General features: G+C 43.9%; 16 protein-coding genes. 3 read left to right on the top strand and 13 right to left on the bottom strand.

The genetic code is table 11. The annotated features are described in order from the left end of the window. Positions 1–15 precede the first annotated feature (15 nt). From truB to A4V03_RS18820, 6 genes are all read right to left on the bottom strand, one after another. Complete coding sequence (gene truB / locus A4V03_RS18850; protein ID WP_065539941.1) at positions 16–738, bottom strand: tRNA pseudouridine(55) synthase TruB; 723 nt, start codon at positions 736–738, stop codon at positions 16–18. Further along, positions 738–1,529 carry an undecaprenyl-diphosphate phosphatase gene (locus A4V03_RS18845; RefSeq protein WP_022139148.1) on the bottom strand — a complete coding sequence of 264 codons (792 nt, stop codon included), beginning with the start codon at positions 1,527–1,529 and terminating at the stop codon, positions 738–740. The genes truB and A4V03_RS18845 overlap by 1 nt, the downstream gene beginning before the upstream one ends. Before the next feature lie 6 nt (positions 1,530–1,535). After that, positions 1,536–1,775 (bottom strand): DUF3098 domain-containing protein, encoded by a 240-nt coding sequence (locus A4V03_RS18840; RefSeq protein WP_065539940.1) that lies wholly within the window; start codon positions 1,773–1,775, stop codon positions 1,536–1,538. Between the two features lie 13 nt (positions 1,776–1,788). After that, positions 1,789–2,670: a cell division protein FtsX gene (locus tag A4V03_RS18835; protein ID WP_065539939.1), complete on the bottom strand. Its 882-nt coding sequence runs from the start codon at positions 2,668–2,670 to the stop codon at positions 1,789–1,791. Between the two features lie 3 nt (positions 2,671–2,673). Continuing rightward, positions 2,674–3,573, bottom strand: a complete 900-nt coding sequence (locus A4V03_RS18830; protein WP_065539938.1) for a methyltransferase domain-containing protein — start codon at positions 3,571–3,573, stop codon at positions 2,674–2,676. Between the two features lie 1,085 nt (positions 3,574–4,658). Beyond that, positions 4,659–5,069: a hypothetical protein gene (locus A4V03_RS18820; RefSeq protein ID WP_065539936.1), complete on the bottom strand. Its 411-nt coding sequence runs from the start codon at positions 5,067–5,069 to the stop codon at positions 4,659–4,661. 212 nt (positions 5,070–5,281) lie between these two features. Here A4V03_RS18820 and A4V03_RS18815 point away from each other — a divergent pair, with 212 nt between their 5' ends. From A4V03_RS18815 to tnpC, 3 genes are all read left to right on the top strand, one after another. Further along, complete coding sequence (locus A4V03_RS18815) at positions 5,282–5,650, top strand: hypothetical protein (protein WP_065539935.1); 369 nt, start codon at positions 5,282–5,284, stop codon at positions 5,648–5,650. A 1-nt stretch (position 5,651) separates the two neighbouring features. Continuing rightward, positions 5,652–5,999, top strand: a complete 348-nt coding sequence (gene tnpB / locus A4V03_RS18810; RefSeq protein WP_065539934.1) for an IS66 family insertion sequence element accessory protein TnpB — start codon at positions 5,652–5,654, stop codon at positions 5,997–5,999. 82 nt (positions 6,000–6,081) lie between these two features. After that, positions 6,082–7,863: an IS66 family transposase gene (tnpC, locus tag A4V03_RS18805; RefSeq protein WP_065539933.1), complete on the top strand. Its 1,782-nt coding sequence runs from the start codon at positions 6,082–6,084 to the stop codon at positions 7,861–7,863. Between the two features lie 27 nt (positions 7,864–7,890). On the opposite strand, the gene A4V03_RS21400 is transcribed toward tnpC, so the two are convergent. The 7 genes from A4V03_RS21400 to A4V03_RS18775 all read right to left on the bottom strand — a co-directional run bounded on the left by A4V03_RS21400 (position 7,891) and on the right by A4V03_RS18775 (position 13,807). Beyond that, positions 7,891–10,389 carry an RHS repeat domain-containing protein gene (locus A4V03_RS21400; protein ID WP_158213956.1) on the bottom strand — a complete coding sequence of 833 codons (2,499 nt, stop codon included), beginning with the start codon at positions 10,387–10,389 and terminating at the stop codon, positions 7,891–7,893. A gap of 177 nt (positions 10,390–10,566) precedes the next feature. Continuing rightward, positions 10,567–10,854 (bottom strand): hypothetical protein, encoded by a 288-nt coding sequence (locus tag A4V03_RS18795; RefSeq protein WP_141243555.1) that lies wholly within the window; start codon positions 10,852–10,854, stop codon positions 10,567–10,569. A gap of 93 nt (positions 10,855–10,947) precedes the next feature. Then, on the bottom strand, positions 10,948–11,043 hold the full coding sequence (locus tag A4V03_RS20915) for a smalltalk protein (protein ID WP_005681936.1): 96 nt from the start codon (positions 11,041–11,043) through the stop codon (positions 10,948–10,950). Between the two features lie 36 nt (positions 11,044–11,079). After that, positions 11,080–11,604 (bottom strand): N-acetylmuramoyl-L-alanine amidase, encoded by a 525-nt coding sequence (locus A4V03_RS18790; protein ID WP_071807706.1) that lies wholly within the window; start codon positions 11,602–11,604, stop codon positions 11,080–11,082. Positions 11,605–11,760: 156 nt separating this feature from the next. Then, positions 11,761–12,279 (bottom strand): HU family DNA-binding protein, encoded by a 519-nt coding sequence (locus tag A4V03_RS18785; RefSeq protein ID WP_065539930.1) that lies wholly within the window; start codon positions 12,277–12,279, stop codon positions 11,761–11,763. A gap of 205 nt (positions 12,280–12,484) precedes the next feature. Next, complete coding sequence (locus A4V03_RS18780) at positions 12,485–13,354, bottom strand: DUF4373 domain-containing protein (protein WP_065539929.1); 870 nt, start codon at positions 13,352–13,354, stop codon at positions 12,485–12,487. 21 nt (positions 13,355–13,375) lie between these two features. After that, complete coding sequence (locus tag A4V03_RS18775; protein WP_065539928.1) at positions 13,376–13,807, bottom strand: hypothetical protein; 432 nt, start codon at positions 13,805–13,807, stop codon at positions 13,376–13,378. Positions 13,808–13,862: the final 55 nt, after the last annotated feature.

The following is a 13,862-nucleotide window of genomic DNA, read 5'->3' as shown; positions in this document are numbered from 1 at the left end:
CTATTCCTTATTACGTTAATTATTTTCTTCCTCATTTTCTATTTCCTGTCCGTCAATCCACTCTTTAAAGTGTTCGGGGTTCAGGCAGTCTTCCAACCGGACGTCACCTACACGGGTGCGGATCAATCCTGTCAGATGGGCACCGCTGTGGAGCGCTTCACCAATGTCACGCGCCAAAGCACGAATATATGTCCCTTTGCTGCATACGACACGGATTCGCACCATCGGTTCCGGATCGTCCAAGCGACATTCCAGCAATTCAATCTCGTCGATAACAAGCTGCTTTGCCTTTAGTTCAACTTCCTCGCCTTTCCGCGCCAGTTCGTAGGCACGTTTACCATCTACCATGCAGGCGGAAAAAGCAGGCGGCACTTGTTCTATCGCACCGATAAAACGCGCCAGCACTTCTTCCACCAGTTCCCGCGTGATATGCTCAGTAGGGTAGGTGGCATCTATCTCATGCTCCAAATCGTACGACGGGGTAGTAGCGCCCAAACGCAACGTTGCGACGTACTCCTTCGTATGATATTGAAACTCCTCTATTCTCTTCGTTGCCTTGCCTGTGCATACAATCATTACTCCCGTTGCAAGAGGATCCAGCGTTCCGGCATGGCCGACTTTCAGCTTTTTCACCCCTATCCGACGGCAAATATGATAGCGGGCATGCCCTACTACCTTAAATGAAGTCCAGCCAAGAGGTTTATTGAAAAACAGTACTTCTCCTTTTTTAAAATTCATCAGCTCAATATAATCGTTACTAATCCTGCTATCGCGCAATAGATAGCGAAATAGATCAGTTTTCCTTTCTTCACCACATTAATCATCCACTTACAAGCCAGGCAACCCGCCACGAAAGCAGCCAGAAAACCGACAATCAGCGACAACGCAGGAATATCACCTACCACATCTTCGCCCTTCATCATCTTCATCCCGTCGAGCAACGCTTCCCCCAAGATAGGCGGAATAACCATCAGGAAAGAAAATTGCGCCAATTTCGCCTTGTTATCGCCCAACAGAAGCCCCGTAGCAATGGTAGAACCCGAGCGGGACAACCCCGGCATAACCGCGCAAGCTTGTGCGATACCGATAATCAAAGCATCCTTCATCGAGATTTTTTCTTTCTGACGCGGCTTATAGTAATAAGAGAAAGTCAGCAGGGCGGCAGTCAACAACAACATACAGCCCACGATCAGCAGTCCTGAACCAAAAATCGCCTCCACATAATCCTTAAAGAACACTCCTACGATACCAATCGGTATCATTGAAATCAATATGTTGATGACATATCGCGTCTCGTCGTTCATCTGAAACTTGAACAACCCGCGGAAAATCCAGTCTATCTCTTTCCATAAAATCACCAGCGTGCTACACACCGTAGCTACATGTACCACAATCGTGAATGCCAGATTCTCCTCCCCCTGTATCCCAAACAATGCCGACCCAATGGCCAAATGGCCACTACTACTTACAGGCAAGTACTCTGTCAGTCCCTGAATCAGCCCAAGAATCAATGCTTCTAACCAACTCATACTTCTTTATTGTTCTACTTTTGTTTTAGGCTTACGCAATACGGCATATATCATAGACAAGAAACCAAACAGGCAAACGGCCGGCGCTACCTTGATTCTGCGTACACTGAAAATATCGGGTTCAAAAGCAGTTTCGGACGATGCTGGTCCCGTCATCAATAGAAAGCCGATAATAACAATCGCCATCCCTATCGCGAGCAAGATAAAGTTCACTTTATCAAAGGCAAATTTTTGCTTGTCAGACATAAGTTTATTAATTTTAAATATAGTACAGGCTGTTTGCTTTCATTCTCAAGTATTTATTCATAGAGAAATAGGCACATAGCCACGTTATTACAATTCCAAATACCAATACGCTTGCACAGACAATCAACATGACTTCAGGCGTGATGACCTGAAGCAATTCCTGCTCGTACGTCACCGCCCAATAAGCGGTTCCCATCAATATGGAATCGGCAACAATGGCTGCCAGTATTCCGCTCCATACATTCTTTCGGAGGAATGGTCCTCGGATGAATCCCCAACTCGCCCCTACCAGTTTCATTGTATGAATGAGGAAGCGTTTCGAGTAGATGGCCAGCCTTATCGTATTGTTTATCAGGGCAAAAGAAATAAAAGTGAGCACCACTGCCAGAGCGAGTAGCACCAGGCTGATATTTCGTATATTATCATTCACAGCGTCAATCAGTTCCTTTCGATAGAGCACGTCTTGAATATTGGTGTTCTTTTTAATCATTTTCTCTATCCTCGCGATGCTGTCGGAGTTGGCATAGTCGGAATGGAGCTTGATTTCGATAGAAGCGGTAAAGGGGTTATAGCCCAGGAATTCTTCCGGGTCGGTTCCCATTGCCTCCGTCTGCTCTTTCAATGCTTGTTTTTTAGAGATGTATTCGGATTGTTTCACGAAAGGTTCCTGATTCAGTTTCTTCTGAAGTTTCAGTATATCCGCTTCTTTCATATCGTCACTGATAAGAACGGAGAAACTGATATTCTCGCGGACGTATACAGAAAGATTGTGCGCTGTTAATACGAAGAAGACAACCAGTCCCAGCAACAACAACACCAGTGTCGTACTGATACTCAACGTGATGAACTGCATATCGAAAATCGAACCTGACTTATATTTGCTTTGATTTCCCATGCGTTATCTCTTTTTTCGGAATACATAAATCATGGAACTGCTGCGTTCTTTCCTTCCCAAAGCATTGAACCAGGCCAACGTCCCGGCAAACATCCCTTTCAGGAAACTGCACGAACTGCCACGATGTTTCTCGCTCAACATGGATACGTAGAACGCATCGAACGGCATCGGATGACGCGCCGCCATAATAAAGCCATGACGGGAAGCCAATTGTTGTATAGTGCCCGGAGTAAAATGCCAGAGATGACGGGGAACGTCGTAAGCCGCCCAATACTCGCCGTAGCGTTGAGCATCATAAGAAGAACAGTTGGGTACAGCTACAATCAATACTCCTTTTTCTGTCAGCAACTCATGAAGTCGCTGCCACACCTCATCAAGATGTTCCAAATGTTCCATCACATGCCAAAGGGTGATAACATCAAAGCTGTCGGGAGCAAACTCTTTCAGAGCCGATTCGGGCTTTACGTCCAGATCGAAATGCAGCTTCGCAAACTCACGTGCCTGCGGACTTTTCTCCACCGCCTCCACTTTCCATCCCCGGCGAACCATCGTGTCGGAAAAGTAACCGGTTCCCGTACCTATATCAAGCAAACGCCCTGTTTTACGATGCGCTTCCTTAGCTACCAGGCGTGCTTTGCGGCCCAGCATATAGGAACGTACATAATGGTAGATATTATTCATCGCGCCTTTACGCGTATTGGTGTGAGAGATATAGTCGGGAGTCTCATAATACTTGCCTATCTCTGCTTCCACGGGGACTCCTTGTGTGAATGTAAATCCACAGTCCTCACACGAATACAGTTCAAACTGTTCGCCCGAAGCATAAAAATCCGTGCAAGTCATGACGCGTTTCAAGTGCGCACCGCCACACACTGGACAAGCATTTATACTGAGTTTCTCCATTAACTATCTAAGCAAAATTAAGTGCTGCCTCGAATGACAAGACAACACTATACCCGAATTTGGTGCAAAGAAACAAATAAAAAGTGATGGATTGGGGTTTCGTTAAGGACTTTTAATAGAAGAGTTGTCTCTGATACAATACTAAGAGTAGTTTTGACAGCTTATATCGGAACAAGATATCTTGTTGAAGAAAGATTAAAAAGTCAGATTAACGAAGAAACCCGCGTTTCTATACCTGAATTGATGAGACTATGATAGACTATTAACATTTCGACAAAGCGGAAAAATGGAAGAGACAACATTCGATTCAGCAGAGGAAATGGTCAAACAAGAACAATGTTCAATTTAAAGTGCCCACTAGTGAAATCTAATATTTACATATTTCATTTGAATAAATCTATTATAGTTTGTAACCAATTATTGTTTTTTTGTGGTTCTTTTATTTCTTCTTTGTTTGAAGAAGTTTATGGCATTTTTACAGAAAGTTGTGTTCCTTCATCTATTGATTGTATAACTGCTGCTGCACTTCCTACAGCGCATTTATCTCCTACAATTAGTTTCAAGCATTATCATGCAATTTTTGATAAACAATTTTATTTCCATAATAAAGTCCTAATATCAGTAGCATGAAATAGCTAAAAAATATTGAGACTTTATTCAATTGCAATAAAGCAAACAAAAAGAAGTACCAATTAAAAATAGTCTCTATAATTCGATAAGAATTAAGATAAATATATTCTTTAAGCTTCTTATCCTTGTTGCTCACTACACATTTAAAAGAGTATGGCTCTATTATATTACAAATTGCTACGATAAACACCCCCAATAAGATTAAGACTCTTAATGATATGTAATAATTATTAGATGTAATTACTATATATTCTCGGAGAATAGCAATGAATATCACTATACAGTATAGCGGTAACTTTATTTTATTGGCAAAGTGACAGAAATAAGTTCTCATCTTACAATGATTTTAGATGTTACAAATTATCTTATAGAGTGTACTCTGGCATATTTCGCCTCGTAATGAGGAGTCATACCAGAGCACAAATTAATATTAATTTAACAAACAAGCTGTTTTCTTATCCATTTTTGTTTTTCTCCTTACCCATATACTGATTTACTCTTATCGCTAGTCTAAAACCTACATAGCCCCCCAATAAAAGTATCATTATATAATTAGGCATAATATATTTCTCCGGTATAAAACAGTAAACAAAAAAGAAGCATGTGGACAAAATCTCTATAGTCTGATAAGAATCTCTAACCTTACTATTAACTGTTATAGACAACCTCTTTTGAAGTTTACGAGAGGCTTTAATATATAATATCATACCTACCAACTCAGCAATCGCAATGATCAACATTACTATTTTAATGGCCAATAAGTAAGGAAAATCATATAAATATGGATATATAATATGACTTGCTATGTGCAAAGCAAGATATATAAGAAAAGTTTTATTGAAGAATAATACAAGAAACTGCTTCATATATTACTAATTATTTGACTATAAAATTCACCAATTTTTCCCAAAATGTCGGCTCATTAGACTCAATGCGTTGTATTTCAGACTTAGTATGGGATTCTATTACATTTCCTTTTTCCGGTTCAGGATTACTTACGTAACCATTCTATTTTCCGCCTTGACACGCATCGCAACCCAGCATATCTTTGCGCCATAACCAATTACTAACAAAGATTATGGCAAAAGAAAAAGTAAACTACCAGGAGGTGTACGACCTCTATCAGCTGTGCTGCGAAACCAAAGACCTTCGCGAGTTCTGTGCGGATTATGGAGTGAATTACGACAAGTTCATGAACTGGCAGCGCCACCAGTTATGGAGTGAGAAGTTAGGCAAGACAGTCCGGGTGGAACAGCCCAAGGTAGCCAAGGTGCAGATAACCGGCAATCCCTGCAACAGTCCAACCGTGAAAATGGAAGTGAGACAGCCCGAAGGTGAAGCTCCGATAAGATGGGTAAAATTACAATTGGCATCAGGCGCAACGCTGTTCCTGAAAAACACCACTGTTCTTGATTTGAGTTTGTTGCTTAATAAAATGATAGGATGATATGCTTGGACTGAGTACTAACCTGAACTATTATCTGTTCAACGGTAATGTGGATTTGCGGAAAGGTATTTTCCGATTATGTGAGAGTATAAGGGAAGAGATGTCACTTGACCTGAGCGATGCCTCCAACGTCTATATGTTCATGTCCAGGAACCGTAAGGTTGTGAAGATACTTCATTATGAACGCGGTTTTTATGTGCTTTACGAGAAACGTCCTGTTATGGGGAAATTCAAGAAACCTGTATTTGATGAAGTTTCCAGATGCTACCGGATCCAGTGGTCTGATATGGCATACCTGACGGAAAGCATCGTAGTCGACAGGATGTATGTAAGCCCTAAAGATGAATAACAAGGTATTGATATCCAATGGAATAATAAAAATAAACAGTAAAAAGTTTGCGTAACTGCCTGATTTTTCGTATCTTTATATCATGATTGATGAAAGGGCATACGAGTTACTTTGCTGCCAGTTGGGTCTGGCGAATGAGGAAAAGGCAGGGCTTCGCAAACAGGTAAACGAACTGATTGCGAGGCTTAAGGCCATTGAAGATTCCAATAAAAAGAACTCCAAGGCTCTGGTTGATACAATCAATGACCTCAAAGATTCCCTCGAAAAGCAATCAACTACGGTTGAAAATTATAGGAAAGAAATGGAGCTTATGAGAAAGCAGCTTGAAGCAAAAGACGAGGTGAACAGGATGCTGGCAAACGAGATTTCCAATCTCAGGCTTCAGCTTGAGGACAGCAGGAAACACCGTTTCGGTCGTACTTCCGAGCAAAGAAGGCTGCTGAACAACCGTAACCTTGACAAGTCTGCACTGCATAAGTCCGAATATGACGGTTCTGACAGAAAGGATGATGACAACGATAAGGCTGACGGTAACGAAACCGGCAGCAGTACCATTTCTGGTAGCACACCTGCACAGAACAGCCAACCTTCAAGAAGAAAGGAAACTGCACCACGTGCCGTGAAAACCAAATTGAAAGTTGACAAAGTGGTAGTACATGAAGTGGACGAGTATTACACGCTTCCCGAAGGAGGACGGTTCATGAACCGCAACGGTATGCCTGATGTGTGGGAATACAGGGTTATAGAACATGTAAGGGCTCATAACGTGGAGCATGTGTATAAAGTGGCAAGGGTAAAGCTTGCAGACGGAACTTTTGTAAGCACAATGGAACATCCGCTGAAAAAACTTGGAGGTATTTTCTCCCCTGAACTGCTTGCCCGTCTGCTCTGTCTGAAATATGACTTCAGTATGCCTGAGAACAGACAGATAAGACTGCTTGCCAGAGAGGGCATCCACATAAGCAACACCACACTGAACAGCTATATCCATAACGGAATCGCCAAACTCAAGGATTTTATCGGAGAGGTATTCAAGGGGTTTGTACAGCAGGCTGAATATCTTATGGTTGATGAGACGACCGAACTTGTAGGCATCGAAACAAAGGAAGGCAAGGCTTACAGGAGAAAGTACTTATGGGCATTCTTTGCAAAGCATATGAAGATGGTCTATTATCACTATAACAACGGCAGCAGGTCATCCGATGTGGCGAAGTCGTTCCTGGAACATTTTATGGGGACCCTGTCCACTGACGGATATACGGTTTACAGAATGTTTGATGGAGAAGACTCAAAGGTGCTTCATATAGGATGCTGGACGCACTGCAGAAGGTTGTGGGTTGACGCCTTGCCTTCGGACAGGACAGCGATGGAGATAATAGACTCCATCGGCGATATGTTCATGAATGAAGAGCTGTTCCGCACCATGAAGCTCAGCGGTGAGCAGATAAAGGGGAAAAGACGGAAGCTTACAGGACCGATCCTTGAAAGTATCCATCATAAGGTGGTCATGATGATGCAGGATGCGAAGATTATGGCTAACGAACTGATGAGAAAGGCTGTCAATTATACGTTAAACCAGTGGAAGTCCCTGAGAAATATCCTCAAGGACGGTGCAGCGGAAATATCGAACAACCTCTGTGAACAAAGGATGAAACCGGTAAAGCTGTTGCTCAAGAACTGTATGAACATAGGCAGTGAGGATGCGGCAGAAAACTCGGCATTCATCTTCTCTCTGATAGAAAGCTGTAAGCTTAATGGCATAGACCCTCAGGATTACCTGAAGCACCTGTTCGAATGTATTCTTCATGGTAAGGACTGCGACAAGAAGACTCTTCTACCATGTTTTTATAAACCGGAATGTTAAAACAAAAATATTTTCTTGCGGGCATTTTTATTTTATCGGCTGAAAAACAGCCGATAAAATTGTCGTGGCGGAAAATAGAATGATTACATTACTTACTTCCAAAGCTACATCAACCCCTAATCCTGTACCAACAATCCCTAATCCTATTTTTGTTTTCTTTCCACCATCATTAGGATCTCTTTTCGGTGCCGGATCTCCGTTGGGCATCATGCCTGACACATTAGTATCAATACTTTTCGCCACATTAGCCTGATTCTGATCCAATTCCCTTTTTTCCCTCCTTTCTCTATTTCGTTGATGTTTATATTCGGGGCTTATTGCATGATCCGCAGAAATTACAGTAGAGACAGTGGTTAAAACTCCCAAAGTAAAACTGCTTTTCACAAAATCAACAACGGAATTCAATCCATTGTTAACAGCCTGCTTAACTTCGTAAGTAGTCGGATATCTGTAATTTGTCGAGGTTACCGGATAATATACCGGCAACGGTGCAGGTACGGGCACAGGTATTACTTGTCTTCCATCTGAATCTATATATTTCAGTGGGTTATTCAAACAATAGTTATAAGGGCTTACTCCATAATACTTTTCACTTAACGGATCCACCGTATGCCATCTACCCAACGCCGCATCATACATCCGCGCCCCATAGTCATACCAGTCCAGCCCGCCTTTCCTATCCAGTTCCTTCCCGTTATACTTGTAAGGCTGGACAGATGGAGTCGAAGCAAATGTACCACCAAAAGGATAATAATGATTCACCTCCTCTATGTTACCATTCTCATCAGCAATCACACGGTTGTTCCCCTGATGGTCCTGAAAATAGAAATGATACTTCCGGTCAGACAAGGAGACATAGCCACCGTCCACTAACAACGTCTTAGCAACACCATTTTCATAGATCAAATTGCCACAGTAGTCAGTTACGGTAGTATCATTCCCTATCACATACGTAGTGCGAAGCTTCGTACCGTTCGCATCATACAGGTAAGAGATACTATTTCCATTCTCAAACTCAACCCGACAGGGCAAATTTAAATAATTATATTGAATATCAACAATATTCTTATTTAAATCTTTAGTCAGATTGCCGTTTTCATCATAACCGTATTCTACCTCCGAAGAGCTGCCATCCTTAAATTCGAAACCGTCATGACAAGCAGAAAAGGGAGCGGAGTCGGAGACGGATTTCAGTTGGTAGCCATAGTGGCGGATACGCAGATCGTCAATCAAGCCGTAACCGTCTTCATTGGTTTGACCATAACGTTTCAGACCTGTCAGATTGCCATTCTTGTTATATGTATATGAGGTGTCGAAACAACCGGGCTTACGAATGCCTCCCTCCAAGTAGGAGGCAGATTTCAACCATGAAAGGCAGTTATAAGTATAATCATACCCTCGTATAACGTTATCCGATGCCACAGACCAGTCCATACCGGAGATATTGCCGTTGTAGCAAGGGCGGTTCGTACCATCAGGCGTACGCTGTTCGTTGTAATATAGCTTCTGATTGAACAGAAAGCCGTTCACAGACGTCAGTTGAGAACGGACATCATAACCGTACCATGATTCAAGACGACTGCTTTTGCCTCGAAGGTGGCTGCTCAAACGCCCCAAACCATCATATATGTTGTCCGCCAACACCATCTCTTGACCTCCGTTCAAGCTGTGTGTCATATAGTTTAGCCTGCCCATATGGTCATATGTGTAGCTATATTCTTCCGTAAAAGGAGATTGCCCGGAATCAGCATGAACATACCTGCGTTTCAACGGATGGCCGGTGAAGTCATAGCCGACATACTCCTTCTCAATTCCACCTGACAGATGGCTGCTACTCTTACTTTGAATCATTCTACCGCGATAGTCGTAATACATCACGGAAGGGAGATATTCTAAAGTTTCCACACCGGAGCTGTCACGATGTGCAGTCAGTGTCCCCGTCAACAGAGAGGCGGCACCGTTCTGTTTGCGTTCGCCATAACCGGAAAGGGGCTCATAGCCGTAGTCTGCATCTGATGAGGAGGGAAAACCATTCTTCCCCATGAAGTTGTAATCATCATAATAGTTCACCTTCAGCACTTCCGCATTCATAAGCAGAATACCGGAAATAGAGTATCCTTTGTACAAACCCGATAAATCGTCACGAACGGCATTCACTACCGTATCAAGAGAGCTTTGAGAAAGCGCAAAATGATTTCTGCAAATGCCGGTCAGACAGACACGCCCCAGCCGATCGGTGACGGAGAAGGTCCACTCACCGCGTTTGCGCTGTTTGCAGTCCTGCGTGAGAACAGGATGATCAGACTTATCATAAACATAACGTACCCACCCCTGTCCGGGCAATCGTTTGGCTATCATTCGGAAACGGGCATCGTACTTGTAAAGATAGGCATACTGGCGAATCTCTTCATCGGCAGCATTACTCCACCGGGAGCCCGGATACCTCATAAAATCTGAAAGCACAGGAGGCAATACCGCATGAAGATTACCCCATTCCATAGAGATAAACGATGTGTGTATTGCCATCCAAAGTTTCCTGGCGCACGTTGCCGCGGTCATCATACAAATAGGAAGCACGGGTCTCGCCTGCGTCCGAATCCGAACGACGAATTACCGTACTGCCAGGTTTGTAGACATTCTCGAATGGAACGACGTAGGGCGTTTCAATCCCAAGGTACGATTGTGAGCGGATATACTCTTTTCTTACAACAGGACGCAGGATATTTCTCCGCTATGTACCTCATAAAGGGGAATTTTTATTTCCGGCAATCCTGTGCAATTTCCCATCGGATAAACAATATTCTTCATCAACGATGCAGCAGCAGGCGTTTTTACATTCCGAATTTGAGATTGTAAAGCTGCTTCTGCAGGATTTTTACTACTATCCTCTTGTCCGTATGACGACGACTGCCAACCAAGGATAGCCATGAAAGAGAGCAGTAATCTCCACCGGAAATTACTCAAAACATCTTGTATATATCTTCTATTCATAAATTTATCAATATTTAGTTTAATAGTTTTCTTAGACGAAAACATCGCCCACGCAAGACAAACAATTTATCTTGCGAGGGCAAAAATGCTATTTTACAGATTCATCGCATTAGCGCCCAAAACGCCTGCCAAAGCCGAAGCCACTGCGATAACCACCTTCAGGATCATGTCCCATACGGATTTCTTCATTGCCATCATTTACCTCCTTTCTGTTCTTTAAATAGTTTAGTTTACTCTGTGTTCGTCCATGTTCTCCGCCTGTGCTGTGGATTCTCCGGAATCCTTGAATTCCTTATAATTCTTGAACTTCTTGAATTCCTTTGCCACCTCAAAGCACGGGCACTGTTTAACCCACTCTTCCGGTTCTATCTCACCATTCCCATTGAGATCCGGCGAAAGATCCCGGTGTCCGCATACCCGGCAGCCGGGGAATTTCTCCTGTAGCTGCCAGACAAGTTGCCGGAGCGTAGCCCGCTGCGCCGGAGTCCGGGTATCTGCCGGGCGTCCCCGGCAGTCCAGACCACCTTCATAGCAGATACCTATCGAGTGAGCGTTGAAACCTTTGGTGTGTGCTCCGATGCGTTCCACGGGGCGGGTGAGGTGCACTGTTCCATCCTTGCGGATGTAGTAGTGATAGCCTGTTCCGTTGAATCCGCGGCGCCGGTGCATCAAGTCCAAAGCTTCCGGTGAGAGTGTAGAATCCCCCCGCGTGGCGCTACAATGCACCACGATTAAGTTGATAATTCGCATGTTAGCGGATGATTTTTAGTTTAGTTAAAAGTCAAATGTTTAATTAAAAGCCAATGTTCAGCTAAAAGCCAATGTTCAGCTAAAAGTCAAATGTTCAGTTAAGCTTACGAAGTCTGTCGTTTACATTTTGTATACTCCTCACTGCCGTGACGTCATTTATGCAGCCGGATCGGGCGCTTCTCCACCCCCTCCATTACCGTCTCCACCGGGCTTGTCGCTTCCACCGGAGTTGTCGCCTTCCGCGCTACCCGCATCGGAAACAAGTTTATCATAGCGGACACACTTCGCACCGGTCACCATCGAACGGGTAGCGGTAGTACGGTCATGATTCTTAGTCGTTGCCGGTTGGAAGCGGACGGTAAGCGTAGCCTGTGCAGCCGACACTTCGTCGGAGGTTTCCACGCCTCTGCCACGAGCCACCATCACCATACGGAAGGTACCAAGACCGTCGACGCTTACGCTTTCCGAAGATTGCAAGTGTTGCGTCATCACCGTCACCAGGTTGTCGAGCGTGTTTTTCACGTCACCCGGAGAGAGGGAAGAGTAGGCGGCTATTTCTTTTGAAAGTTGTGCGGAATCTACGTTTCCCGAACGTACAACTCGGGGATAGAAGAGTTTTTTACCGCTTTTTTGGTCTTCCAGAGTTGACTGGAAAGGTTTGTACAATACTGGCATAATTGTAATAGTTTTTTAGTTGTTAATAATTCTAGTTAGTCTGTGTCTTTAAGCTTATCGACAATGCAAATATAAGGCCTTATTTCCGCCTGTGCAAGAGATTTTGGAAATGTGCGTTAATAAATTCGTTAATATGAATATTCATTTATATATACCTTATTTACAACGTATTACGCAGTAAAACGGCATCACACCCCTTATTCATTCAGTTATTCAGGATACTCAACAGATAATGACCGGGCAGTTTGATCTTTCCGGCACTCGCCCGGATGACACCGAAACCCTTCCAAACCTTGCCTCCGATTTCACCGTAATTACTTTTCAGTACGATTGCATACTGTTCGGAGGGAGGGATACGATAAAGGCGAAGGTTCTCCAACAGTCCGGAAAGGTTGCGCGGATGCCCGTCGGCAGGAGCTTGCATCCGGTCAATATCCGACTGTGTCAGCTCACGTTTCTTCTTCGCCGGTTTTCTGTTAGAAGAATCTCCTCCCTTTTCTTCCTCATCCCCTCCTTTGGGCAAAGGAGGGTTAGGGAGGATGTTTTCTTTCCTTTCCTTTTCTTTTCTTTTTAGGAGGGTGTTTTTTGTTACAGTATCCGGGGATTCTGTTACAGTATCGGGGGTTTGCGTTACAATATCTGCGGTTTCTGCAACAGCATCCGGGAGGACCGGGTGTACGGTTTCCTCATCCGGCAGCAGACAGTAGTCTGGAGAAATATGACGGCGACTGCGGCGTTTAGTGACAAAAAGGAACTGCCGCTGAATGTCGGCGGAAGTCAGGATGCCGTAACGTTCGTAGAGCGAAGAATCGAAGAAACCGTACTCCACAAACAGACGAAGCACCCTGCGAACACGGTCGTTGTCCGTGCTGAAAAGCCGGTCGGAGAGTTCGTCGTAGAAGTCATCGTCGACATGAATATAATAACCCTCGCCCGAATATAGATAAGACAGGGTATAGAGCAGGATTGTGAAGGCGGAATCGCCTTCACGCTTCATCACACGGCGCACGACACGGTCGTGCATAAAATCGGTATTCAAAGGGAAATAGTCAAGCCCTTGTTTTATTCGTCCCATAATATTAATTGTTTTTATAAATCAGTCTGCCAATTCTAATTCTGGTTTTGGTCCTGATTTTGATTGTAATTGTAATTCTGATTTTGATTCTGACCCCGATTCAAAGGCTGAGCCGGACCGGGATTCGGCATCCGGTTCGTATTCAAATTCCGATTCGCGGACTTTCCGCCTTTTCCGTTCAATGCTGGCAGCTACGGTTTCAAGGGCATGCAGAATAAGCTCCCGTCGCAACGTGGGATCTTCCGTGGAGGTAATTACCGGATAATTGCTTTCCCTGTCGTATGCCAAGGAGCGTTTCTCGTTTTTCCGGTGGTTCCGGCTGACAGTTTTACGACATTCCTTACAGTAGTTGCCGGGAAGACCGGTTTTCTTATTGATATAAAAGGCACTTGCCGGAAGAGAGCGTTTGCAACATCCGCAAACGAACAGTGTTTGCACTTCTGAGTTTTTCATTTTGTTATCCAATTATAAATTATAAATACTAGTTTTTATCAGTCAAGCCTGTAAT

The organism is Bacteroides caecimuris (assembly GCF_001688725.2).
Lineage (GTDB): Bacteria > Bacteroidota > Bacteroidia > Bacteroidales > Bacteroidaceae > Bacteroides > Bacteroides caecimuris.
The sequence above is the reverse complement of the archived record's forward strand: the minus strand, read 5'-3'. Positions and strand labels throughout refer to the sequence as shown.

What these genes read in the sequence shown, in the direction of transcription:
- truB (WP_065539941.1), bottom strand. Translation starts at nt 738, where the DNA reads ATGAATTTTAAAAAAGGAGAAGTACTGTTTTTCAATAAACCTCTTGGC.
- A4V03_RS18840 (WP_065539940.1), bottom strand. Translation starts at nt 1,775, where the DNA reads ATGTCTGACAAGCAAAAATTTGCCTTTGATAAAGTGAACTTTATCTTG.
- A4V03_RS18785 (WP_065539930.1), bottom strand. Translation starts at nt 12,279, where the DNA reads ATGCCAGTATTGTACAAACCTTTCCAGTCAACTCTGGAAGACCAAAAA.
- A4V03_RS18835 (WP_065539939.1), bottom strand. Translation starts at nt 2,670, where the DNA reads ATGGGAAATCAAAGCAAATATAAGTCAGGTTCGATTTTCGATATGCAG.
- A4V03_RS18795 (WP_141243555.1), bottom strand. Translation starts at nt 10,854, where the DNA reads ATGAATAGAAGATATATACAAGATGTTTTGAGTAATTTCCGGTGGAGA.
- tnpC (WP_065539933.1), top strand. Translation starts at nt 6,082, where the DNA reads ATGATTGATGAAAGGGCATACGAGTTACTTTGCTGCCAGTTGGGTCTG.
- A4V03_RS18845 (WP_022139148.1), bottom strand. Translation starts at nt 1,529, where the DNA reads ATGAGTTGGTTAGAAGCATTGATTCTTGGGCTGATTCAGGGACTGACA.
- A4V03_RS21400 (WP_158213956.1), bottom strand. Translation starts at nt 10,389, where the DNA reads ATGGCAATACACACATCGTTTATCTCTATGGAATGGGGTAATCTTCAT.
- A4V03_RS18815 (WP_065539935.1), top strand. Translation starts at nt 5,282, where the DNA reads ATGGCAAAAGAAAAAGTAAACTACCAGGAGGTGTACGACCTCTATCAG.
- A4V03_RS18780 (WP_065539929.1), bottom strand. Translation starts at nt 13,354, where the DNA reads ATGGGACGAATAAAACAAGGGCTTGACTATTTCCCTTTGAATACCGAT.
- A4V03_RS20915 (WP_005681936.1), bottom strand. Translation starts at nt 11,043, where the DNA reads ATGAAGAAATCCGTATGGGACATGATCCTGAAGGTGGTTATCGCAGTG.
- A4V03_RS18820 (WP_065539936.1), bottom strand. Translation starts at nt 5,069, where the DNA reads ATGAAGCAGTTTCTTGTATTATTCTTCAATAAAACTTTTCTTATATAT.
- tnpB (WP_065539934.1), top strand. Translation starts at nt 5,652, where the DNA reads ATGCTTGGACTGAGTACTAACCTGAACTATTATCTGTTCAACGGTAAT.
- A4V03_RS18790 (WP_071807706.1), bottom strand. Translation starts at nt 11,604, where the DNA reads ATGCGAATTATCAACTTAATCGTGGTGCATTGTAGCGCCACGCGGGGG.
- A4V03_RS18830 (WP_065539938.1), bottom strand. Translation starts at nt 3,573, where the DNA reads ATGGAGAAACTCAGTATAAATGCTTGTCCAGTGTGTGGCGGTGCGCAC.
- A4V03_RS18775 (WP_065539928.1), bottom strand. Translation starts at nt 13,807, where the DNA reads ATGAAAAACTCAGAAGTGCAAACACTGTTCGTTTGCGGATGTTGCAAA.